We start from the raw sequence: 21,131 nt of genomic DNA, 5'->3' as shown, positions 1-21,131 counted from the left end.
CGACCATTTCAGGAAGAAACGCTTACAGGAGTTTGATTTTTACTTCATACCCCTCCAGGCCTGTCATGGCCTCACGAGCGATAAACTCAATTTCAGATACTTCCTGCCCTGTTTTTTTTCGTAATTCTGCAATTTTTTTGGCTATAAGCGCTGAAATTTCTTCCTCTGCCTTTTGCGTCATTGCGTCAACTTTCATATTTACCTCTTGCGGCCGTTTACTGTTTCCAGTATCTAACTGGTTTTAACCATAACCCTATGTAAAGCGTAGACTATCTGCGTTACGTATGCTGCCTTCACCTTGAGATGAGCAGCAGATGGGGCCATTGCATTTAAATATGCATTTAGATTGCATTATTTGAATAAGCTGTTATTGTGCCAACGCCTTAGAGCACATAAACATAAGAAAAGATTTGACTCAAACTCGCCCCGCACCAGGGGCATTTTTTTTGCTCTCTATAAGCAAAAAACCCGCCATGAGCGGGTTTCTGCGTTATTCGGAAAGATTATTTGAAGACTTCTGCTACGGCCTGGAAGTTAGGGCCATGCTCTCGAGCAGCGATGATGACATAGTATTTCCCGCCCTTCTCATCTGCCAGTTTCGAGAGTTTTTGATGAAGATCTGAAGGTGAAGAAATTTGTCCACCTGAAGCCCCTACAGATACATTGCCCAGGTATTCAAGTTTGAAGTGGTGCGCTTCATCTTTGGAAATCATATCTGCCGCAGATGCGCCAAAGCTTGCAACTGTTAAAGCCAATACACTCCCTAATAGTGCTTTTTTCATATCATTCCTCCTGTTAATAAATCTATCTATTTAACATTAGCATCAAATATGGGAATGATCCGTGCCAATGTCGTAGAGAGACTGAGCGATAAGCGTCGCCTCGTTGAGCATTATTACCTGCCCTCTCTGACGCAACCTGCGATTACAGCAGGTTCATCTACTATACTGACCTGTGCAGTTAGCATTTATCTGCCCGGTTGCGCGTAAGGTAACCGAAACTTACCTGTACCATGACCATCAGGAGAACAATATGCACACGAGTAAAACCCTGAAAAGGCTGCTAGCCGTATCAGCAGTTGCAGCAATGTTCAGCACCGTTGGCGTACAAGCCCAGACGACAAGCGCCGCGCAAACTAACGCTGCGGGCCAGGCTCAACCGGACGCCAGACTCAGCTCCGGCGACGAGAAAGCGTTGAAGGACATGGCGCAGGCCAATATCAACGAAGTCGCCGCCGCCAGGCTCGCCCTGGACAAGGCCCAGACCAGTGAAGTGAAAACATTCGCCCAGAAAATGGTCGACGACCACGGCGCCGCCCTGACCAAAGTGCAGGCCGTTGCCCAGAAAAAGGGCGTAGAGCTGCCGACCGAGCCAGACGTCGCCCATAAAGCCCTGAACTCAAGGCTTGAAAACCAGCGCGGTGACGCTTTTGACAAAATGTATATGGAATATGCTGGCGTGAAGGACCACGAGAAGGTGCTGTCGAAGCTTAAGAGCGACGCCAGTAAAATTGACGATCCGGATGTGAAGGCTCTGGCCAACGAGCACACGCCGGTCGTTGAGCAGCATCTGAAGTCCGCCGAGCAGATGTCAACGCGTGCTGGCGCATCAGCCGATAAATAAGCGCGTCGGTGAAACGACTACTGCAAAATAAAGTGGGGCCCGCAGGCCCCACGCTTATTTCACCTTCCTGATGAATTATTCCGGCAACGCGTAGACAACCACCTGATCGCCTACCTGATCCTTCAGGATCGTGTTCCCGCCAGCCACGAAGGCCACATACTGCCGACCCTTATATTCATACACGGACGGGTTCGCTACCGCTGGAGCTTCTGCCTGATCGGACCACAGCTCTTCACCGCTCTCTACCGAGTAGGCACGCACTTTGGCATCCATTGAAGCACCGATGAAGATCACGCCACCCGCCGTCACTGCCGGGCCACCAATGGTAGGCGAACCCCAGCTTTCCGGCATGAAGAAGCCATACTGCTGTGAGGCGCCAACCGGACGACGCCATTTCACATCGCCCGTGTGCATGTCTATCGCCACGATTTCACCAAACGGCGGTTGCCAGCACGGCATGCCCAGCCAGTTGCTCGCCACCAGCAGACGCATACCGTACGGGGCGCCTTCCTGTGGGGCAAAGCCGCTTTCGTTGCCGGAGTCTTTGTCCGCGTTATCGTAATCCTCACGGCTGTAGAGCTTCACGTACTGAACGATATGCGAGGTGTTGACGATGGCGATCTGTTTTTGCGGATCGAACGCCACCCCGCCCCACTGCACGCCGCCGGCGCTATCGGGATAGGTGAGCGTACCTTCGCCTTTGGTGGTAGGCGGAGTATACATTCCCTCATAGGTCAGGTTATCCCACAGGCGAGAGCACTGGCCGCCACCGACGATATCCGCCAGCTTCCAGATTTCCGGCTTTTTCGACTGGTCGAGCAGCGGCGCAGGTTTGGTCGGGAACGGCTGTGTAGGCGAGAGAACTTCGCCCTGGACCGAACCATCACCCTGCGGAACCGGACGCTCTTCGATTGGCCATACGTCCTCCCCGGTCAGGCGGTTAACCACAAACAGGAAGCCCTGCTTGGTGGCCTGAACCAGCGCCGGGATCTGCTTGCCGTCTACGGTGATATCCATCAGCGTCGGGGCAGAGTTGATGTCGTAATCCCAGACGTCGTGGTGTACCCACTGACGGGACCAGACCACTTTACCGGTGTTGATGTCCAGCGCGGTGGTGGAGGTGCCAAGCGGAATTGCGTCGACGCGGTTGCCGCCCCAATAGTTGGGAGACGGCGATGAGACCGGGAGATAGACCAGCCCATTGGCCTCATCGGCGGACATGTGCGTCCAGACGTTAGCGGTACCGGTACGCTTGCGGATCTCTGCCGGTATCGCCTCAAAGGTCCATTCAAGCTTGCCGGTCTGGGCGTTGACAGAAAATACGGTACCCGGAGGCGCTTCGGCATAGGCCCAGTCTTTCCCGGCCCAACCCACCAGCAGATGGTTGCCGACGACGGTTGGCGGTTGCAGGACAGAGAGCGGATACTTGGCGTTAACGGTGTTCCACTGATTCAGATCCAGCACCCCGTTGTCCGCAAAGCCGCTGCACGGTTTGCCTGAATCGGCGTCCAGCGCAAAGAGCTTGCCGTCAACGGTGCCCATATAGACCATCTTCTGGCACGCCTCTCCCTTCACCGGATTTTTGGCCTGCCAGTAGGAAACGCCGCGGTTTTTCAGCACCGGCTGGGTCAGTGCCTTGCGCGACGATTTGGTGTCATAGTGCCACTTCTCTTTACCCGTGCCCGGATCCAGCGCAATCAGGCGATCGAAAGGGGTACCGATGTAGAGCGTGTCGTTAGCGAAAATGGGCGTTGCGGACCACACGGTCGCTGGCGTATCACCTTTACCATCCGAGACGTCGCCGGTATGGAACTCCCAGACTTTCGTTAATTTACTGACGTTATCCGCCGTGATCTGGGTAAGCGGGCTGTATTTCTGCGCGTTAAGCTGGCCGTGGAAGCTGTCCCAGGTTGGCGTGCCGGGCACCAGCGGCGTCGCTGGCTGGCTGGCCGAGGCGACTTTCTTTCCGTCACCGCTACCGGTTGAGGCATCGTCTGTGGTTTTTGTGGTTCCAGGCGCCTGCTGATCGGCCGCATCAATATTCAGTGATTCCTGGGTCCCCTGAGAGGCCTCAGCGGCTTTATCCTGCGCCTGCAGCGCGAACGGGGTGACCAGCAGCGCCAGCGCCGTCATGCTGACTTTTATGAAGGGATAATGCTTATCGTTATGCACGGGCGGCTCCTCAGGTTCTGACGGAATGGTTGTAACGGGCGGAATGGCTGCTCAGCATAATCAGACCAATCAGGCCGACCACCATGGCTGCCGTTATGATGTACTGGTGCAGCAGCGCGGCGGCAAAACCAATACCCGCCAACACCACCAGGGTGACAATAATCAGGAAAACACGCGCCCCGCGCCCCGATGCCGCACGTAACACAAAGATCAGTATCGCCAGCACCGCGCTGGCAATGGCCACGCCCAGTGCGCCAATGGTGCCTGTGACGCCGGTAAGCGGCGTCCACCAGGCGTATAGCGCCACCGCGAAGCCTATAACCGCGGCCAACAGCAGCAAAATAGTGCCGACGCGCGAAGATTGAGAATGCAACATACCAGGAATCCCCCTCTAAAAAATGCAAAATGGACCAACATTAAGGCGTTTTCGTGGATATATGTCCCTGCTGTTCGCGCGTGCAATGGCTATTAAAACAACGCGACGTGAAAAACGGCGGCATATTTCCCTAAACGTAACTGAGTATAGAAGAGGATTTTTTAAAGGGGCGTTTATCCGGCGAGTCCCCTTCCTCACGTTGAGCCCATAAGGCAGTGTGTTTCGCTAAAAACGCTCGGGCGAGGTTTATTGTCTGCTTTGAGCGAGGGACGAACGCTGGGGTGTAAAAAAAAATCGCCAGATGGGGTAGTAAAGGCTAGATTTAATTCAGGCATAACTGGTATGACCACATAAATAAGGCTCTATGAATGCGTTCAGTCATAATACCCGTCAATGAAGGTGGATTTCTGGCAGCCACAATTTGGGAAAGAAGCGATGCCAAAGCGATAGTGCTCCTTCATCCGGCAACGGCGGTTGTACAGGGATTTTATAAGGGATTCGCAGAATATCTTTTTAACAGAGGATTCAACGTCCTCACATACGATTATCGCGGCACCGGCCTCTCTAAATCCGGGCGGGTCCGTACTTACCGCGTTTCGATGTCTGACTGGATCGACCAGGACGTCGGATGTATAACCGCCTGGGCTAAAGCACATTTTCCAGGGCTTAGCCTGTTGGCGGTAGGACACAGTGTGGGCGGGCATGCCGTTCTGCTTTCAACAGCCACCCACGCCCTGCAAGCTGCGGTCATTGTAGCCTCACATGCCGGGGTGACGAGCACCATCAAACGCACTACAGAAAAGGTGCGTGTCTGGTGCGTATTACGTGTTCTGGCTCCGATTCTGTGCCGTATCTTCGGTTACATGCCTGCCAGGCGCCTGGGGCTGGGTGAAGATTTACCGGCACCAGTCATGCTTCAATGGGGGCGCTGGAGCGCAATGCCTGGATATTTCTACGATGATCCACACTGGAATGCACGCCAGCGGGCTAGTGAGATCACCCTACCCGTGCTGGTAATGGGATTTGATGACGATCCCTGGGCTAACCGTGAAGCTATTGCGCGGCTGATGGAGCCGGTGCAACAAGCAAAAATAGAACGCTGCGAGATACGGCACGCAGAGTTTGGTCTTTCGTCCATTGGGCATATGGGATTTTTTCGTACGCGATGTGCGGAGAAATTATGGCCCGTCGTCGGTCAATGGCTGGAGAGTCAGTGCCCGGATTGAACGACGCGTGAACATGACCTTTCTGAGTATTCAACATGTTAAAACCTGCCGGCATAAAAATTTGGAAATTTAACGGAAATGGTTAAGCTTCTTAGACACATGCTTAAGGGATAGTCAGGAAATGATTGTTAACTGTATGGTCTACCGTTCAGGCCACCCCGCCGAAACCGTAGATATTGAGGATATCAGTGAAGTCATCCAGGATACCGATGCGTTTATCTGGCTGGGGCTTTGGCAGCCTGAACCTGCGTTTATGTACAAAGTCCAGGAGGAGTTCGGTCTGCACGATCTGGCCGTTGAGGATGCGCTTAATGCACATCAGCGGCCTAAAATAGAGCGTTATGGCAGCTCGGCATTTATCGTTGTAAAAACCGTCAGTGGACAGGACGACAATATTGAGTTTGGCGAAACGCATTTGTTTGTGGGCCGAAACTTCCTTATTACGGTGCGCCATGGTGCTTCAGTGAGCTATGCACCTATACGCGCCCGTGCTGCTGAGGCCCCGGACATGCTTTCGTACGGTCCGGCTTATCCTCTTTACTGTATTCTGGATTTTATTGTTGACAGTTATGCAGAGCTGACTGCGCGCCTCAACACCAAAATTGGTGATATAGAAGCGACACTTTTTCACAGTGAATTTGACCGTGAAGCTATTCAGGACGTGTATTCCCTCCGCCGTAATCTACTCGGGCTTCGCAACGCCGCTCAGCCAGTAGAAGAAATCTGTACAGAGCTTATCCGCATTCATGAAGAACTTATTCCAAAACCCCTCAGGGCGTATTTCAGAGATATTCAGGATCACGCAAGCCATGTAGTAACGGATGTAAATGACATGCGTGAGCTGCTAAGCAGCGCGATGCACGTTAACCTGGCACTGGTTTCAGTGCAGCAAAACGAAGTCGTGAAGAAACTGGCCGGTTGGGGGGCCATCCTCGTGATCCCGACGGTAGTCTTTAGCATGTATGGTATGAACTTCGACCATATGCCGGAACTGAAGACGCTCTTTGGTTATCCGGCTACGGTCGCTGTCACGCTGGGAGCCTGTGTATTACTGTGGCTTCGGCTCAAACGCTCTCGCTGGCTTTGATTGATAAGCGATCTGATAGTTTTTGGTGTCGTGAAGTACAGTAAAGCCTCACGCTTATGTCGATTATGCCACGACACCATACCCTATCCGTTATTTCCCCTGCATATGTCGGTACATTCCTGTTCACCGGGACCCGGTTTCTCAATCCGGGATCGCCCGCTCCACCGTTTATAAAATCCTGAAAAACGAGGCTATCACAGGGCAAGGTCACTCGTTATTCTAAATTATCAAACCACATCGATAATTATTATATTTGTTTATGATTCATTGAGCTCAGATGTGAATTTATATTGACGGACGTAAACATTATTTTTTCACACATGGATGGTTAATATGAAAAGGGTTTTTATGACGGCTGCATTAACGGGTTTATTTGTCAGTAATAATCCGTATGCAGAAGAAAGCTATCTGGTCTATAACCCACATAATATTGCGGTATTTGAAGTGCGTTTCTTTAATGTTGGCGACGGCCCCTTTATGCCGGACTGGCCGAATGCGTCTGAGTCAACCTGGGATCTTGGCCAGCAACAAAAAGAAAAAATACTCGATGCTATGCGTTACTGGGCTGAGGTTATTACCCCCAGCCCGGGGCAACTGCCTGCCATTATCAATGTGGGGACGTTTAACGACGAGAATGCCGCAGGTTCCAGCGATTCAGTTACCGACGGCATTATAAGTCTGACGCAGTTGCAAGGCGCATTGAACGGCATTGATACCGGAGAGCTGACCTTTGGTTCCCACGCCCAGTTCATCATGGGCAAACTGGATTTTGATAACGTTCCCTATGTGCCCGCGCAATTGCCGCGCACTGGAAAGGCCGATCTGGTCAGCGTCGCTGTTCATGAGCTGGCACATGGACTGGGAATATCCAATATGGTTACCGATCTGCAAGGAAGTGGCACATTCACGCCTGCTTTTGATACCGTGCCTTTTGGCTCCTGGACCAGCCATCTGCGCGATGACCGTGGCAATCCTGCCCGGCCAGGGCAAGTAATATTGTGTAATGGATGCAATAACAGATGGGATCCACAAGGCTTTGATGTACGGCTTGATAAAGGCTATTTCACCGGCAGGCATGTGGATGAAGTCCTTGCAGGCGCCATGCCTGGCGTGCCGGTGAAAATGTTAGCAGACGACGGCTCGGTCGATGATAACTACATGAGCCATATCGAGCTGAAAAACAGCATGATGAGCCATCAGAACTACCGCAATTACACCACGTTTATGGAAGCGGAACTGGCGTTGCTGCAGGATATGGGATATCAGATTGACCGGCGTAACTTTTTCGGTTTTTCGCTATATGGCAACGGGCAAACGCTCGTTAACCGCAATGGCTATTTTCAGCGTAATCAGCAGGCGGATGGCTATCTGGCTGGTCAATACAATACCGCTAATCTGGGAGTTGGCCTGCATGTGTATGGCAGTAATAACCATATCTTTCAACAAGCGGACCTGTTGACATCAGGGGCTGGCGGCGCGGGCATCCGTATAGATGGGCAAAATAACTCCCTAAGCATCGATCCCGGTGTACGGATATACGCCGATGGCGTTAATGGCCGTGGAGTGATGTTTGCCTACGGTAAACAGCACAGCCTTATTCAACGTGGCGACGTTCAGGCACTGGGAGCCAGTGGCGTCGGTATCAGTTTTGATTTTGGCAATAACCTCCTGGGTAACGAGGTGGACTATCGCGGATCCTGGCTTCATATCGTGGACGGCTATTACGATGCGTTATTACCCGAGTTGCAGGGAGCGCTGGTAGACAATGCCGACATCAGCGGACGGGTTGCCGGTAAAGGCGCGGCGATTTATATATCACCGAACGCGCTGGTCGGTAATATAAATATATTAACGGGTGCCCGGCTGGAGGGTGATATTTATTCGGACTACGCCCAGCGGGATGACTATGGCCAACAGCGGTTAACGCTGCTTACCTTCGGTCGGAAGGCCAATGCGTACGGGCAAGCGACGGAAGCTGCCGATGCTGATTTCAGCTTTACGTACCGCGGAAACATTGAAGGTATCAATAATCTGGCACTGGACGCGCACGGAGGGAAAACCTCGCTTAATGGCGATTTTCAGATTTACAGCATGACTATCGCGCCAGGTGCCAGCCTGTCCGGCAACGCCAGCTATACGCTTAATGAGGAAGGCCGCTTTGTAAATAACGGGATCCTTGCGCCGGGTAATTCACTTGGGCAAATCAATATATCCGGTGCTTATCACAGGGGAATACCGGGCAGTTGTTGTTGGAAGTCGACGGGCGCGGCAGGCATGATACTCTGCAAGTGGACGGTCACGCACAATTTGACGGTCAACTGACGTTTGCGCCGCAGCCGGACTGGTACGCAACAAACTGGCGTCTGAATACGCAAGATTTGCTAAAAACGGACGCTTCCGACGGCAATTTCAGTGCGGTGAACAGCGTGCTCCGTTCACCCACGCTAACGCTGCAAACAACGCCACAGGGAAAGAATGGCTGGCAGCTCTCAATGCTGCGCGCTTCAAACGCATACAGCCGGTATGCGCAGGACACTAATGCGCGTCAGGTAGGGCAAGCGCTGGATAAAATTGTGGCGGAAGCTAAGTCGGATATACAACCGCTGTACCGTACTCTGGATTTCTCAGCCACTGATGGCGGGAGTATCAGCAATGCCTTGCCGCAACTTTCTGCGGGCGCCTACAGCGCCATGTTCGCAAGTTCCCTGCAGCGTGAACAGCAGATAGCGCGGATCGTTGGCGGGCCAAATCCTGTGGTTATGCCGAAGCAACTGACGGAAGGCGAATGGCGCAGCTTTGCCATACCCTTTGGCGGCGGCTTCTGGCAACAGCGTCAGGGTGACAGTGTAGGGTACGACGCCAGCAGTTATGGCATTGTATTCGGTGCTGAAAAACAAAACGATGAGAATCACAACTGGATGTATGGCTTTCATGGTGCGGTCAGCGGTCAGTCGGTGACGGTGAAATCACCAGAAACCGCAACCGGGAAAACCACTGCTTTCGATCTGGGTGTTCATGCTCGTTACGGCGCTGAAAGGTCCGAAGGAATGTATTTATTCGGCACTGGCCGATTGGGTATTGAAGACAGCTGGCTGGACAGAAACATTAATGTAGAAACTTACGGAGCAAGCCACCATGCCACCTGGACCGGATTGTCAGGTTCTGTTACGGCCGGCGGAGGCTATCGATGGGCGCTGAATAATAATGTGAACGCCGGACCGGTAACGTCATTGAATTACACCACATTACATCGTCCCGGCGTGAAGGAAAGCGGCAATGACGGCAGCCGACTGATGCTGGGTTCGCAGACCTTCGATTCTCTGAGATCAAGTATCGGGGTGAATGGTAACTGGAATGTACCCCTCGCTTCAGGGGCATCGTTCGCAGCTGAGCTGCAGCTCAGCTGGGATCATGAACTGCTTGATGGCAACGTAGTGCAACAAGCCTCTTTCGCCAACTATCGAAGCACAGGGTTTAGTTCCAGGAATCAGGTGACTGGTCGTGACACTCTGGGTGTTAAGGCAGGTATGAGCTATAAAATCAACGCTGATGTCGAATTGGGCATCGGGGTTGAAAGCGAAATGTTTCGTTCTGGCTATGACTCGATCGCAGGTACTCTTTCAGCCACCTGGCGTTTCTGATGTCTGAGGACGAGAAAATAATAGGACTGGCCCTGTCCCCGGCGTTGCCGGGGTATTCCTGAAGGCTTTTGATATCAAAAATGGCTTGTGTCGCCCTGGCCATGCTCACCTGAACCTTTAACCCGCTTAAGCTGGATCTCTTCACCACGTTGCCAGGCATCCGCTCCCTTAGCAACTGGGTGCGCTACAATATCCTTACGTTCTTCTTTGATGGCTTGCGTGCTCACGTCAAAGCGTCGATCTCTGTCCGCCAGAAGTTTAGGGTCTAACTGCCCTTCCCCGGTAAAGCCCATCATCAGTGCCGGAATGCCGAGCGGCAGCTTTTTATCGCGGTCGGTGTGCCAGGTATGCCAGGTCTTGCCGTAGGTATTCACAATTTTGCTCATCAATGCTTTGTCAGCCACTGCAGGTAAACCTGGAGCAATCAGGCTGCCGGATTTCACTTCATATTGATGGCTGTGCCACAATTTTTTTTCTTCCGGCGGCAGTGTGTTAAACAAACGCTCACTAATGATGTACTCAACGCCCATTAAACGGGCATCTTTGGTGTTACCGTCGTAGATCACCGCCTGCATCACGTCTTCATTCAACACGGTTACATAATGATGGGCTTCCATCTGGCCATTTTTATCCCCGCTATAAAAATGGAAACCGTCAAGGTAGGCACTCATTGCATCAATGGGCGGACGGGACTGGATAAGCTGAGCACCGGCTTCAAGCGTGCTCGTCCCGACGGAGGTTTTTACACCCGGAACAGGCGTATTTGAAGGGGTATTGTTCGCGCCACAACCCACTAACGTCAGGCTCGACAATAATAAAAGCGATAATGGTTTCATTGACCCTCCCTGTAAAAGTCACTTTACTGAAAGTAGTACATTCGCGCAGACACGCCAGGAGAGTTTTTATTAAACCATCCGGCAAACTGGCGTACGTTCCGTTTAAGAACACCATTTAAATACTGGCAGAAAGAGCATCAGAGATTTTTCAGCCGCGAAGGCCATTTTTCTGAAGATATGGAGTTGATCGCAGAAGAGTTTGAAGTGGTTGAGATCCTGTAGGACAAAGTAAAGGGGCTGGCGTTTGATCAATTGCCATTTATATCAATGTCCGCTTCTGGCACAAAACAGCCATTAACATTCATCGAATTCTCAGTAAATCTGAATACCGGGTCGTATACCGCGGTGAAAGCATTTCACGCTTCATCTGCCATTGCTGCTGTATGCCCTGCCCGGCAAAATAAAGCGTACCCTTTCCATCTTTCGCGTTCAGACGATCCAGCACTTCCATCAGCTTTTCACTTCCGGCACGCGGCGCGCTGTTGTCAAACAAATTGAGCTGGGCAACGCCCTGGCTGAAGAAGTCCCCGAGCATAATGCCGGCTTTCTGGTAGCGGTGACCCTCCTTCCAGATTTTGTCGAGGCACTTTACCGCGGCGTTGATAATGTCGCGGGAGTCCTGAGTGGGTGTGAAAAGCGTCATTGAGGCACTGTTGCCGTAATAGGGTTCGTTCAGAGCGAACGGAGAGGTCTTTACGAACGCCGAGATAAAGCGGCAATACTGGTGCTCGCCACGTAACTTCTCAGCGCCACGGGCCGCATAGCTGCATATAGCCTGGCGCACCTGCTCGTATTCTGTCACGCGCTCACCGAATGACCGACTACAGACGATCTCCTGCTTTGTCGGTGCAAACTCTTCCAGATCGAGGCACGGCTCGCCGCGCAGCTCCCGGACCGTTCGCTCCAGCACTACATTGAAGTGCTTGCGGATAATCCACGTGCTCTGCTCTGAGAGATCCAGCGCCGTTTTGATACCCATCGCATTGAGCTTCTTGCTGATGCGCCTGCCCACGCCCCATACGTCCTCTACAGGCACGATAGCCAACAACCGGCGCTGGCGGTCGATATTGGATAAATCAACCACCCCACCCGTCTGCTGCTGCCATTTCTTCGCCGCGTGATTTGCCAGCTTCGCCAGCGTCTTCGTCTGGGCTATGCCAACGCCGACCTTCAGGTGCGTACGCTTCAAAACCGTTTCGCGGATCTCCTTGCCAAAATCAGTCAGGTCCCGGCAATTACGAACCCCGGTGAGATCACAAAAGGCCTCATCAATGGAATATATTTCGACGCGAGGGCTTATTTCTTCCAGCGTGGTCATTACCCGGCTGGACATGTCAGCGTAAAGTTCGTAGTTACTGCTGAAGCAAACCACGCCGGCGCGCCGGAACAGGTCTTTCTGCTTAAAGTATGGCGCCCCCATGGTAACGCCAGCGGCTTTGGCCTCTGCGCTGCGCGCTATCACGCAACCGTCGTTATTTGAGAGGACAACCACCGGTCGGCCTCTCAAATCTGGCCTGAATACCGTCTCGCATGATGCATAGAATGAATTCACATCACAGAGCGCAAACATATCAGCTGGCCGATTTAACAATAAAAGTGACCACACCAAAAACGTCCAGCGTGTCTTCACTGCCAACGATAATCGGTGAATAAGCGCTGTTCATCGGATTGAGTTGAACATTAGGCCGCAGTTGCAGGCGCTTAACGGTGAATTCCCCTTCCACCGCGGCGATGACGATATCGCCGTGCTCAGCCGTTCGGGAACTATCGACCACCAGTAAATCGCCGTCGCTTATTCCCCCTTCAATCATTGAATCACCCGCGGCTTTAACGAAATACGTCGAGCTGGGGTGGGCAACCAGAAGTTCATTAAGATCAATGCGCTGCTCCACATAATCGGCAGCCGGGCTTGGGAATCCGCACTGAACTAAATCGCTGAAAAGTGGAAGCGCGATAATCTCACGCAGTTCTGTAGGTCTGATAAATTCCATTACGCATACCTCTAACACTGTTTTTATATACAGTAGTTTTGTTTTAAAGCACGCGCAAGGCAGCTGAACCGTAGCGACTGTTTAAACCTTCACCGTTTCGTTTGTAAGTTTCTCTCTGGCTTCAAATTATGGTTTTTGTAAATTTTACGATTAAACGCTTCGACTGCTCGTTTTAAAGGCTAAATGAATAGATTGTCATCAACATAAACAAGGTGAAGAGCGGCATGGCATTTCTTTAGCCGGAATGCCGTTTGACTGTACCCATATACAGTAGTATTTTTACGTGCAGACAGAATCGCACAATTAATATTCATAGGGAAAAAATAATGTTTGTTGAACTGGTTTATGACAAGCGAAACGTACAGGGGCTGGAGGGAGCCAGGGAGATAATTCTGGCTGAACTGACAAAACGTGTGCACCGGATTTTTCCTGATGCCAGCGTGACGGTTAAGCCAATGCAGGCGAATGGCCTGAATAGCGATGCCAGCAAAAGCGACCGGGAAAAGCTGAACCGTATGCTTGAGGAAATGTTTGAAGAGTCGGACATGTGGCTGACGCAAGAGTAACAAGGTTAACAAATACCAGCCCACCGGGGAAAAACCGGGCGCAATGCCCGGTTCTGTTTTCAGCCAGTAATGCCTTTAATCACTCACCCGCGGTTCTCCAGCATCGGTTCATTTCTCGGATCGTGCCCGCAAGATAAAAACGCCTCCCGGAATTTCTGCCCATTTTCTCGCGTTATCTTGTACAAGATACAGCTTTTGCATGTCGATCAAGTCATCTTATCCCTGCCCTATACTTTGAGTATGACATCCGACTGGAGGTTTCTATGTGTGGACGCTTTGCACAAGCCCAAACCCGTGAAGAATACCTGGCCTACCTTGCCGACGAAGGCGATCGCGACATCGCGTATGACCCGGCCCCCATTGGCCGGTACAACGTCGCGCCCGGTACCAAAGTCCTGCTGCTGAGCGAACGCGACGAACTACTGCACCTCGATCCGGTGTTCTGGGGCTACGCACCTGGATGGTGGGACAAAGCACCACTGATTAACGCACGTGTAGAAACCGCGGCCACCAGCAGAATGTTTAAACCTCTGTGGCAACATGGCCGGGCGATCTGTTTTGCCGATGGATGGTTCGAATGGAAGAAGTCAGGTGACAAGAAACAACCCTACTTCATCCACCGGGCCGACGGTCAGCCAATCTTTATGGCGGCGATCGGAAGCACACCGTTTGAGCGCGGCGATGAAGCCGAGGGATTTCTGATTGTGACGTCTGCGGCTGATAAAGGCCTCGTCGACATTCATGACCGCAGGCCACTGGTTTTGTCACCAGAAGCGGCACGCGAGTGGATGCGACAGCATGTTGGCGGGAAAGAAGCTGAAGAGATAGCTTCAGATGGTGCAGTGCCCACCGATAAGTTCGTCTGGCATGCGGTAACGCGTACAGTAGGAAATGTAAAAAACCAGGGGAGGAATTTGATAGAGCAAATAGAAATCAAATCTGATCTTAGTTAGACCTGCACTTTTTAGATGGGATAATAAAACCCTTCCCTCTATTGAAGTCAAAACCTTTGACAACTCCTGTCATTTTACGGGACAAATTATTTCCTTGCTATAAATCAAATTTGACGACACAGGAAAAATTTGGATTGGCTAATCTAATCTGTATGGCCTCCCAGATGGCTAAAATAAGATTTGCTTAAAAGATCTACACGTGCCTTAATGATGCGGTTGGTTCGATGCAATGTGAATCTGACTTTTCCAAAGTAGTCCTCATAACCAGGTGCTATCTCTGATATCCCCTCCTCTTGAGTCCATACGTATGCCATCATGCGTTTCTTTTCATGAACTTGTAACTTTTAAGTGTTCAAGTGGAGTTTTTATGTCATCAAAAATGATAGGTCTTGTTAAGTGGTTTAACGATGATAAGGGTTTTGGCTTCATCTCCCCACTCGATGGAAGTAAAGATATCCTTGTTCACTCTTCTTCTCTACAGGGAGAGACATTCAAAACTCTTTTTGAAGGCCAAAAAGTTAAATTTGCTGTCATTGCCGGTACCAAAGGTCCGACAGCTGCAAATGTTACGCTTTGCGATAAATAACCCCCCTCAATAACCGCTTAAGCTTCTGTGAATTAAATAATCAGAAGCGTCATTTATCGTTTGCGAATATCATTACAACAGGCCAGCATATTTACAGCACCGTCAAATTTGCTGACCGATGTGATGAAATGCAGGACTGCTGCATGAATAGTCTCAAAGCAGAAACTAACTGCTTATAAAATATTAAAGTGCGTAAGAGGTTAGGCAGCCTCCAAAAGCATCACTTCTTAGTTATTATATGAGATTTTTTAGTAATGTTGAGGGGATTTGAACAACGCGTTGCAGTAAGGGCAAACCAGTTGAGCTCCCTTTTGTACACGATTGTAACTATGCTCCGAGTCTCTTGTGCAGTTTGGACAAGGGCATTTGACTAAATAATTTCGGCGGAATTGCGTGTTTTTACGTGCAGACATAAGCTTCTCCAGTACAAATGGACTGCTACAGTACACGTTAAGGCAGAATATTGCTTGTTTTAATTTCGAAAGAGGTAACTAAACGTCAATAAATCAACCCCTTTCGAACAACCCTGGGCCATAAAACTCCCTGAAATACATGGTGATACATGAAAAAAGTAATTATTTTCTTTAATGGTAAACCAGGTAAAGTAATCACCGTACTTAAGGGCGTGACATCAATACGCGAACAATACCCTAATGGAGAAGGGATAAACCTTCCGATAATGTCAGCCGGTTTTCCCTCTTTAACAGGTGACCATGAAGTTGTCTATGTTGCATCAGATCGAGAGCTTACATCTCAGGAAATATTAGATGCAGCCAGGAAGTATCTATAAGCTTCAATATCTTCTACCAACACTGCGGATAACCTTCAGTAACAAGCATTATTAAAACAATTAGGAATTATCAGTATTGCCTACCTGGCGTAGGCTTTTTTTTCATTTAGCAGACGATACATTCCTGTCTAATGTCATATATTTTTTAGGACTCGGAACATTTTTTGATTCAAACAGTCTAAAAGATATACTCACAAAGGGGGCCTTTATGACAACGCTTATCATCTCTACTATCGTGGCAATGGTACTGGCATTGATGATTTTAAGTCTGATCAAGATCGGGATCAGCGTATCGAACAATCCTGATGAACTGTAATGTATTCAAGTTTCCATAACCTCTTTATTTACTGGGCAGCCTATTCACCTTTCCTCGCAGGCAGCGCCACTCCAGCCCCGGGTACGTTCCACAATTAATTCCCTCTCCATTGGCGCAGCAGGAAGCTGCCCAGTCGTTCGCCCTGATATATAGGGGCAGCCATAAGAAAGTTATCCTGCAAATTTCGCAGAATTTAAGGATTCACTTTGGGGAGGAATTTGGAGGAGTTTCGGGGAAGAAAAAATCGAACAAAAAACCGGGCATCGCGCCCGGTTCTGTTTCCACACTAAAAAGCCCTTAAACACTCAATCCACGATTCTCCAGCATTGGTTCGATCCTCGGATCGTGCCCGCGCCAGTTCCGGTAAAGTTCAGCTAAATCAGTGCTGTTGCCGCGCGACAAAATCGCCTCGCGGAATGTCTGTCCGTTTTCGCGCGTTAAACCACCCTGCTCGACAAACCACTGATAGCCATCGTCCGCCAGCATCTGCGTCCAGAGATAGGCGTAATAGCCCGCCGCGTAGCCGCCGCCGAAGATATGAGCAAAATAGCTGCTGCGATAGCGCGGCGGTACGGCTGGAAGATCCAGCCCTTCTTTTTTCAACGCGGCGGCTTCAAAGGCTTCCACGTCTTCAACGGGCTCATGAATGCCGTGCCAGTTCATATCCAGCAGCGCGGCGCTCAGCAGTTCCGTCATGTCATAACCCTTATTAAACTGGGTCGCATTGAGCATTTTTTCCCGCAGCGCATCCGGCATCGGCTCGCCGGTTTGATAATGGCGGGCAAAGTGCGCAAACACCTGCGGATGGCTGGCCCAGTGTTCATTGATCTGCGACGGGAATTCAACGAAATCACGTGGCGTGTTGGTGCCTGAAAGCGTGGCATAGCGCTGGCTGGCAAACAGGCCATGCAGCGTATGGCCAAACTCGTGGAACAGGGTAATCACATCATCCCAGGAGATCAGCGCGGTCTGCCCGTTCGCTGGTTTTTGATAGTTGCAGACGTTATAAATCACCGGACGCGCGGCAAACTCGTAAGACTGCTCAACAAAATTCCCCATCCACGCCCCGCCCGCTTTGGAATCACGCGCGAAAAAGTCGCCGTAGAACAGCGCCATGCCTTCACCCGTGTGGTCGAAAATCTCCCACACGCGAACGTCCGGGTGATAAACCGGAATATCGAAACGCTCGACAAAGCGGATACCGAACAACTGCGTGGCGGTCCAGAATACGCCATCTTCCAGCACGGTATTGAGCGCGAAATAGGGTTTGATCTGCGACTCATCCAGCGCGTATTTCGCTGAACGCACGCGTTCGGCATAAAACGCCCAGTCCCAGGCCTGCACCGTAAAACCGCCCTGCTCGTCGTCAATGACCTTCTGAATATCCGCCTGCTCCAGCGCGGCCCTGCTGCGCGCCGCAGGAACTATCCCGCGCATGAATTCGAGCGCGGCATCCGGCGTTTTCGCCATTTGATCGGCAATGCTCCAGCTGGCATAGTTATCAAAGCCGAGCAGTTGCGCCTGTCTTGCCCGCAACGCGGTAAGCCGAAGGATCAGGTCGCGCGTATCGTTTTCGTCGCCTTTTTGAGTGCGTTCCCAGCCCGCGCTAAACAGCTTTTTACGGGTCTCGCGCAGAGACAGCGCCGCCAGCGCGGGCTGTTGCGTGGTATTCAGAAGCGGGATCAGCCAGCGATCCGTCAGCCCTTTTTCTGCGGCAGCATGAGCCGCGGCAGCCATCTCCTCCGCACTGAGTCCGTCAAGCTGGTGAACATCATCCACCACCAGCCCTCCCGCCTTATTCGCCGCCAGCAGGCGCTGGTTGAACTGGCTGGTCAGGGTGGCGGCTTCGGTATTCAGAGATTTCAGCTCGGCTTTTTCATCGGCGTTCAGACGCGCGCCCGCAAGAACAAAGTGCTGATACGTCTCCTCCGTCAGTCGGCGGGATTCGGCATCCAGCGTGTCGCGATCCTGCCAGACGGCTTCCACGCGGGCGAAAAGCGTATCGTTTAGCCAGATATCGTTCGCCAGCCCGGCCAGTTCGGTGGAGAACTGCTCGTCCAGTGCCTGAAGATAATCGTTGGTGTGTGCGGACGTCATGGCGAAGAACACGCTGCTGACGCGCGACAGCATGGCCCCGCTCTTTTCCAGCGCCAGCACGGTGTTGTTGAAGTCCGGCACGGCGCTCTGCGCGATAATCGCGTCAATATCTGCACGCTTGAGGCGCATTGCTTCATCAAACGCCGGGCGATAGTGGCTGTCTTCTATCACATCAAAACGCGGAGCCTGATAAGGCAGCAGGCTAACGTCAAAGAAAGGGTTGTTGACCGACATCGTTTACTCCTGAGCACGGTATTTCTCACCAGAGTAGGCCAGCCTGCTCCGGCCTGCAATGGCGTCATACAAATGTTGCCTTAACGATCTGCCCGAGTGCGTGCTATGGTAGTACAACACAAAAAGCGTTGAGGAACAGTGAGATGATTATATTAGTTACCGGGGCGACAGCAGGTTTTGGTGAAAGCATCACGCGTCGCTTCGTCGCCAACGGACATAAGGTGATTGCAACGGGTCGTCGTCAGGAGCGTCTCCAGGAGTTGAAAGACGAGCTGGGCGACAGCATCCTGACCGCACAGCTGGACGTGCGCAACCGCGCCGCCATTGAAGAGATGATTGCCAACCTGCCTGCCGAATGGCGTGAAATCGACGTGCTGGTCAATAACGCTGGCCTGGCGCTGGGCATGGAGCCTGCCCACAAAGCCAACGTCGAAGACTGGGAGAACATGATCGACACCAACAACAAAGGCCTGGTGTACATGACCCGCGCCGTGCTGCCGGGCATGGTTGAACGTAATCGTGGTCATATCATTAATATCGGTTCCACCGCAGGCAGCTGGCCTTACGCGGGCGGCAACGTCTATGGCGCAACCAAGGCCTTTGTACGCCAGTTCAGCCTGAACCTGCGCACCGACCTGCACGGTACCGCGATCCGCGTGACCGATGTTGAGCCGGGTCTGGTCGGTGGAACGGAATTCTCCAACGTGCGTTTCAAAGGCGATGACGCGAAAGCGGATAAAACCTATGAAAATGCGAATGCGCTGACGCCGGAAGATATCACCGAAACCGTCTGGTGGGTCGCGACGCTGCCGAAGCATGTCAACATCAACACGGTTGAGATGATGCCCGTCAGCCAGACCTATGCCGGACTCAGCGTGCATCGCGGGTAATTCACCCTTCCCGGCCTGCGGGCCGGGTATGTGATGACGGTTAAAAGAATGGTAGTATGTTCAGGTTAACTCTCTGAGAAATCACAACCCATGGCCGCTGAATCGCAACTTAATCCTACCCAGCCTGTAAATCAGCAAATTTATCGCATCTTACGCCGTGATATCGTTCGCTGCCTGATCCCACCGGGAACGCCACTCTCAGAAAAAGAGGTTTCGGTACGTTTTGACGTTTCCCGTCAGCCCGTGCGCGAGGCGTTTATTAAGCTCGCAGAAAACGGCCTTATCCAGATCCGCCCTCAGCGCGGCAGCTATGTAAATAAAATTTCGCTTTCGCAGGTACGGAATGGCTGTTTTGTTCGCCAGGCCATTGAGTGCGCCGTTGTGCGTCGCGCCGCGTCGCTCATCAACGATAACCAGTGCTACCTGCTGGAGCAAAACCTGCATCAGCAACGCATTGCCATCGACCGCAAACAGCTGAACGACTTTTTCCAGCTGGACGACGAATTTCACCAGAAACTGGCGCAGATAGCCGAGTGCCAGCTCGCGTGGGATACCGTCGAAAACATCAAAGCTACCATCGACCGCGTGCGCTACATGAGCCTCGACCATGTTTCTCCGCCAGAGATGTTGCTGCGCCAGCATCACGATATTTTCAGCGCACTGGAAAAACGCGACGTGGAAGCCGTAGATAAAGCGATGACGCTTCACCTCCAGGAAATTAGCGAGTCAGTTCAGTTAATCCGTCAGGAAAACCGCGAGTGGTTTAGCGAAGAATAAAGCTTCGCCGCCCCCTTTCGGTTGCGGCGAAGTGATTAGCGGACCACTAATACCGGAATAGTGGCGTAGCGCAGGATAGTTTCAGCATTCGAGCCCAGCAGATGTGTTGTCATGCTCGGGTTTCTTGATCCGATAACAATAACGTCATATTTCCCCTCTTTGCTGAGCTGGATGATTTCATCGCGTACGTTGCCGAAACGTACTTCACAATCAATATTTTCCGGGGACATATCAAAGAGCCGTTTCAGTGCCTTCATCTTCTTATCCGACTCGGCGGTCATATACTCTTCGAACTTCTTAATATCGGCATTGAACCCCCGCAGTAACGAACGGCTGCTGTTAGGAAGAATGTTGACCAGGGTGATCGTCGCGCCTTCCGATTTCGCGAGGTTGACCGCGTGGCGTACCGCTTTATCGCTTAGATCCATTTCAAACACGTCAACAGGCATCAAAATTTTCTTATACATAAGCCTGACTCCTTTTCCGATGAAGGGTTATTTTCTGCCTCCAGAATGGCATTGTGGATATAAACAAAGCCTAAACACTTGCGTCTGGAAACTATCAATTAAGGAAAATAACTGTCCGCTTTGTAAAGCGGTGTCCTGAACCGTCAACGCCATCAGGAAATAAGAAAAAAGTGTGAGCTTGATCAAAAGCAAATAATTCTGTTTAAGAGAGGCGTATTAATAGTGCCCCGTGAACGGCAGCCGTTGAATTAGCGCCGTAACGGATAAGTGCGAGAGGAGAAAATACCATGATGACATACGACCGTAACCGAAATGCAATCACCACTGGCAGCCGCGTCATGATTAGCGGCACAGGTCAGTTCGGCGTGATTAAAGCGATCCACAGCGACGGCCTTAATGCCGAGCAGGTGCGTCGTGGTAAAACGGTTGAAGTGGAAGGATGCGAAGGTAAGTTCGAACCGATTGAGCTGATTCGCCTGGGGATGCACTAAGCTGTGCCCCGA

Annotated in this window: 23 protein-coding genes and 1 pseudogene; 14 read left to right on the top strand and 10 right to left on the bottom strand. The window is 51.5% G+C overall.

The window, feature by feature from the left end; translation table 11 throughout:
• Nucleotides 1–22: 22 nt before the first annotated feature.
• A complete protein-coding gene (locus BFV65_RS09595; protein WP_022648006.1) occupies nucleotides 23–196 on the bottom strand; it encodes a GnsA/GnsB family addiction module toxin in 174 nt (57 codons plus the stop codon).
• Between the two features lie 307 nt (nucleotides 197–503).
• Nucleotides 504–782, bottom strand: a complete 279-nt coding sequence (locus BFV65_RS09590) for a YdgH/BhsA/McbA family protein (RefSeq protein ID WP_003857380.1) — start codon at nucleotides 780–782, stop codon at nucleotides 504–506.
• A gap of 250 nt (nucleotides 783–1,032) precedes the next feature.
• Between BFV65_RS09590 and BFV65_RS09585 the strand changes: the two genes are divergently transcribed.
• A complete protein-coding gene (locus tag BFV65_RS09585; RefSeq protein ID WP_069596519.1) occupies nucleotides 1,033–1,623 on the top strand; it encodes a DUF4142 domain-containing protein in 591 nt (196 codons plus the stop codon).
• A 75-nt stretch (nucleotides 1,624–1,698) separates the two neighbouring features.
• On the opposite strand, the gene BFV65_RS09580 is transcribed toward BFV65_RS09585, so the two are convergent.
• A complete protein-coding gene (locus BFV65_RS09580) occupies nucleotides 1,699–3,795 on the bottom strand; it encodes a pyrroloquinoline quinone-dependent dehydrogenase (RefSeq protein WP_022648004.1) in 2,097 nt (698 codons plus the stop codon).
• Nucleotides 3,796–3,805: 10 nt separating this feature from the next.
• Nucleotides 3,806–4,171 (bottom strand): hypothetical protein, encoded by a 366-nt coding sequence (locus tag BFV65_RS09575; protein ID WP_023300020.1) that lies wholly within the window; start codon nucleotides 4,169–4,171, stop codon nucleotides 3,806–3,808.
• A 368-nt stretch (nucleotides 4,172–4,539) separates the two neighbouring features.
• On the opposite strand from BFV65_RS09575, the gene BFV65_RS09570 reads away from it, so the two are divergent.
• From BFV65_RS09570 to BFV65_RS23370, 4 genes are all read left to right on the top strand, one after another.
• Nucleotides 4,540–5,397 carry an alpha/beta hydrolase family protein gene (locus tag BFV65_RS09570; RefSeq protein WP_069596518.1) on the top strand — a complete coding sequence of 286 codons (858 nt, stop codon included), beginning with the start codon at nucleotides 4,540–4,542 and terminating at the stop codon, nucleotides 5,395–5,397.
• Between the two features lie 121 nt (nucleotides 5,398–5,518).
• On the top strand, nucleotides 5,519–6,484 hold the full coding sequence (locus tag BFV65_RS09565; RefSeq protein WP_023306124.1) for a magnesium and cobalt transport protein CorA: 966 nt from the start codon (nucleotides 5,519–5,521) through the stop codon (nucleotides 6,482–6,484).
• Between the two features lie 333 nt (nucleotides 6,485–6,817).
• Nucleotides 6,818–8,806 carry a hypothetical protein gene (locus tag BFV65_RS23375; RefSeq protein WP_236724047.1) on the top strand — a complete coding sequence of 663 codons (1,989 nt, stop codon included), beginning with the start codon at nucleotides 6,818–6,820 and terminating at the stop codon, nucleotides 8,804–8,806.
• Entirely contained in the window at nucleotides 8,773–10,125 is a 1,353-nt protein-coding gene (locus tag BFV65_RS23370) for an autotransporter outer membrane beta-barrel domain-containing protein (RefSeq protein WP_236724046.1), read from the top strand. Before BFV65_RS23375 ends, BFV65_RS23370 begins: the two co-directional genes overlap by 34 nt.
• Nucleotides 10,126–10,199: 74 nt before the next feature.
• Here the strand turns inward: BFV65_RS23370 and BFV65_RS09555 are convergent, their stop codons facing one another.
• The gene (locus BFV65_RS09555) at nucleotides 10,200–10,961 is read right to left on the bottom strand and encodes an OBAP family protein (protein WP_023300017.1); all 762 of its coding nucleotides are present in this window, start codon (nucleotides 10,959–10,961) and stop codon (nucleotides 10,200–10,202) included.
• A 117-nt stretch (nucleotides 10,962–11,078) separates the two neighbouring features.
• On the opposite strand from BFV65_RS09555, the pseudogene BFV65_RS23100 reads away from it, so the two are divergent.
• Nucleotides 11,079–11,183: pseudogene (locus BFV65_RS23100) on the top strand (ASCH domain-containing protein); the annotation flags it as partial.
• Between the two features lie 79 nt (nucleotides 11,184–11,262).
• On the opposite strand, the gene BFV65_RS09550 reads toward BFV65_RS23100, so the two are convergent.
• On the bottom strand, nucleotides 11,263–12,531 hold the full coding sequence (locus BFV65_RS09550) for a Y-family DNA polymerase (protein ID WP_069596517.1): 1,269 nt from the start codon (nucleotides 12,529–12,531) through the stop codon (nucleotides 11,263–11,265).
• A gap of 1 nt (nucleotide 12,532) precedes the next feature.
• Nucleotides 12,533–12,952, bottom strand: a complete 420-nt coding sequence (locus BFV65_RS09545; protein WP_022647996.1) for a translesion error-prone DNA polymerase V autoproteolytic subunit — start codon at nucleotides 12,950–12,952, stop codon at nucleotides 12,533–12,535.
• A gap of 326 nt (nucleotides 12,953–13,278) precedes the next feature.
• Here BFV65_RS09545 and BFV65_RS09540 point away from each other — a divergent pair, with 326 nt between their 5' ends.
• From BFV65_RS09540 to BFV65_RS09530, 3 genes are all read left to right on the top strand, one after another.
• A complete protein-coding gene (locus BFV65_RS09540; protein ID WP_006808847.1) occupies nucleotides 13,279–13,518 on the top strand; it encodes a DinI family protein in 240 nt (79 codons plus the stop codon).
• A gap of 263 nt (nucleotides 13,519–13,781) precedes the next feature.
• Nucleotides 13,782–14,471 carry an SOS response-associated peptidase gene (locus BFV65_RS09535; protein WP_023306122.1) on the top strand — a complete coding sequence of 230 codons (690 nt, stop codon included), beginning with the start codon at nucleotides 13,782–13,784 and terminating at the stop codon, nucleotides 14,469–14,471.
• Between the two features lie 367 nt (nucleotides 14,472–14,838).
• Nucleotides 14,839–15,057: a cold shock domain-containing protein gene (locus BFV65_RS09530; RefSeq protein WP_022647994.1), complete on the top strand. Its 219-nt coding sequence runs from the start codon at nucleotides 14,839–14,841 to the stop codon at nucleotides 15,055–15,057.
• 248 nt (nucleotides 15,058–15,305) lie between these two features.
• Here the strand turns inward: BFV65_RS09530 and BFV65_RS23365 are convergent, their stop codons facing one another.
• Nucleotides 15,306–15,470, bottom strand: a complete 165-nt coding sequence (locus tag BFV65_RS23365) for a YnfU family zinc-binding protein (protein ID WP_213083702.1) — start codon at nucleotides 15,468–15,470, stop codon at nucleotides 15,306–15,308.
• Nucleotides 15,471–15,619: 149 nt separating this feature from the next.
• Between BFV65_RS23365 and BFV65_RS22400 the strand changes: the two genes are divergently transcribed.
• Nucleotides 15,620–15,847 (top strand): hypothetical protein, encoded by a 228-nt coding sequence (locus BFV65_RS22400; RefSeq protein ID WP_071788017.1) that lies wholly within the window; start codon nucleotides 15,620–15,622, stop codon nucleotides 15,845–15,847.
• A 208-nt stretch (nucleotides 15,848–16,055) separates the two neighbouring features.
• Nucleotides 16,056–16,163, top strand: coding sequence for a YnaM/YnfT family protein (locus BFV65_RS23510; protein WP_022647993.1), 108 nt, complete (start codon nucleotides 16,056–16,058; stop codon nucleotides 16,161–16,163).
• Between the two features lie 297 nt (nucleotides 16,164–16,460).
• Here BFV65_RS23510 and dcp read toward each other — a convergent pair whose 3' ends face one another.
• Nucleotides 16,461–18,494, bottom strand: coding sequence for a peptidyl-dipeptidase Dcp (dcp, locus tag BFV65_RS09525; RefSeq protein WP_069596516.1), 2,034 nt, complete (start codon nucleotides 18,492–18,494; stop codon nucleotides 16,461–16,463).
• 143 nt (nucleotides 18,495–18,637) lie between these two features.
• Between dcp and ydfG the strand changes: the two genes are divergently transcribed.
• Together ydfG and BFV65_RS09515 are read left to right on the top strand one after the other, a co-directional pair.
• Nucleotides 18,638–19,384: a bifunctional NADP-dependent 3-hydroxy acid dehydrogenase/3-hydroxypropionate dehydrogenase YdfG gene (gene ydfG, locus BFV65_RS09520; protein WP_038415990.1), complete on the top strand. Its 747-nt coding sequence runs from the start codon at nucleotides 18,638–18,640 to the stop codon at nucleotides 19,382–19,384.
• A gap of 90 nt (nucleotides 19,385–19,474) precedes the next feature.
• Nucleotides 19,475–20,161, top strand: coding sequence for a GntR family transcriptional regulator (locus BFV65_RS09515; RefSeq protein WP_003857403.1), 687 nt, complete (start codon nucleotides 19,475–19,477; stop codon nucleotides 20,159–20,161).
• 35 nt (nucleotides 20,162–20,196) lie between these two features.
• On the opposite strand, the gene BFV65_RS09510 is transcribed toward BFV65_RS09515, so the two are convergent.
• On the bottom strand, nucleotides 20,197–20,628 hold the full coding sequence (locus tag BFV65_RS09510; protein WP_023300013.1) for a universal stress protein: 432 nt from the start codon (nucleotides 20,626–20,628) through the stop codon (nucleotides 20,197–20,199).
• 287 nt (nucleotides 20,629–20,915) lie between these two features.
• Here BFV65_RS09510 and ydfZ point away from each other — a divergent pair, with 287 nt between their 5' ends.
• Complete coding sequence (gene ydfZ / locus BFV65_RS09505; protein WP_003857405.1) at nucleotides 20,916–21,119, top strand: putative selenium delivery protein YdfZ; 204 nt, start codon at nucleotides 20,916–20,918, stop codon at nucleotides 21,117–21,119.
• The last annotated feature ends 12 nt before the right edge of the window (nucleotides 21,120–21,131 follow it).

The organism is Enterobacter hormaechei subsp. hoffmannii (assembly GCF_001729745.1).
Taxonomy (GTDB): domain Bacteria; phylum Pseudomonadota; class Gammaproteobacteria; order Enterobacterales; family Enterobacteriaceae; genus Enterobacter; species Enterobacter intestinihominis.
This window is presented reverse-complemented; position numbering and strand designations above follow the sequence as displayed.

What these genes read in the sequence shown, in the direction of transcription:
- BFV65_RS09595 (WP_022648006.1), bottom strand. Translation starts at nt 196, where the DNA reads ATGAAAGTTGACGCAATGACGCAAAAGGCAGAGGAAGAAATTTCAGCG.
- BFV65_RS09590 (WP_003857380.1), bottom strand. Translation starts at nt 782, where the DNA reads ATGAAAAAAGCACTATTAGGGAGTGTATTGGCTTTAACAGTTGCAAGC.
- BFV65_RS09585 (WP_069596519.1), top strand. Translation starts at nt 1,033, where the DNA reads ATGCACACGAGTAAAACCCTGAAAAGGCTGCTAGCCGTATCAGCAGTT.
- BFV65_RS09575 (WP_023300020.1), bottom strand. Translation starts at nt 4,171, where the DNA reads ATGTTGCATTCTCAATCTTCGCGCGTCGGCACTATTTTGCTGCTGTTG.
- BFV65_RS09570 (WP_069596518.1), top strand. Translation starts at nt 4,540, where the DNA reads ATGCGTTCAGTCATAATACCCGTCAATGAAGGTGGATTTCTGGCAGCC.
- BFV65_RS09565 (WP_023306124.1), top strand. Translation starts at nt 5,519, where the DNA reads ATGATTGTTAACTGTATGGTCTACCGTTCAGGCCACCCCGCCGAAACC.
- BFV65_RS23375 (WP_236724047.1), top strand. Translation starts at nt 6,818, where the DNA reads ATGAAAAGGGTTTTTATGACGGCTGCATTAACGGGTTTATTTGTCAGT.
- BFV65_RS09555 (WP_023300017.1), bottom strand. Translation starts at nt 10,961, where the DNA reads ATGAAACCATTATCGCTTTTATTATTGTCGAGCCTGACGTTAGTGGGT.
- BFV65_RS09550 (WP_069596517.1), bottom strand. Translation starts at nt 12,531, where the DNA reads ATGTTTGCGCTCTGTGATGTGAATTCATTCTATGCATCATGCGAGACG.
- BFV65_RS09545 (WP_022647996.1), bottom strand. Translation starts at nt 12,952, where the DNA reads ATGGAATTTATCAGACCTACAGAACTGCGTGAGATTATCGCGCTTCCA.
- BFV65_RS09540 (WP_006808847.1), top strand. Translation starts at nt 13,279, where the DNA reads ATGTTTGTTGAACTGGTTTATGACAAGCGAAACGTACAGGGGCTGGAG.
- BFV65_RS09535 (WP_023306122.1), top strand. Translation starts at nt 13,782, where the DNA reads ATGTGTGGACGCTTTGCACAAGCCCAAACCCGTGAAGAATACCTGGCC.
- BFV65_RS09530 (WP_022647994.1), top strand. Translation starts at nt 14,839, where the DNA reads ATGTCATCAAAAATGATAGGTCTTGTTAAGTGGTTTAACGATGATAAG.
- BFV65_RS23365 (WP_213083702.1), bottom strand. Translation starts at nt 15,470, where the DNA reads ATGTCTGCACGTAAAAACACGCAATTCCGCCGAAATTATTTAGTCAAA.
- BFV65_RS22400 (WP_071788017.1), top strand. Translation starts at nt 15,620, where the DNA reads ATGAAAAAAGTAATTATTTTCTTTAATGGTAAACCAGGTAAAGTAATC.
- BFV65_RS23510 (WP_022647993.1), top strand. Translation starts at nt 16,056, where the DNA reads ATGACAACGCTTATCATCTCTACTATCGTGGCAATGGTACTGGCATTG.
- dcp (WP_069596516.1), bottom strand. Translation starts at nt 18,494, where the DNA reads ATGTCGGTCAACAACCCTTTCTTTGACGTTAGCCTGCTGCCTTATCAG.
- ydfG (WP_038415990.1), top strand. Translation starts at nt 18,638, where the DNA reads ATGATTATATTAGTTACCGGGGCGACAGCAGGTTTTGGTGAAAGCATC.
- BFV65_RS09515 (WP_003857403.1), top strand. Translation starts at nt 19,475, where the DNA reads ATGGCCGCTGAATCGCAACTTAATCCTACCCAGCCTGTAAATCAGCAA.
- BFV65_RS09510 (WP_023300013.1), bottom strand. Translation starts at nt 20,628, where the DNA reads ATGTATAAGAAAATTTTGATGCCTGTTGACGTGTTTGAAATGGATCTA.
- ydfZ (WP_003857405.1), top strand. Translation starts at nt 20,916, where the DNA reads ATGATGACATACGACCGTAACCGAAATGCAATCACCACTGGCAGCCGC.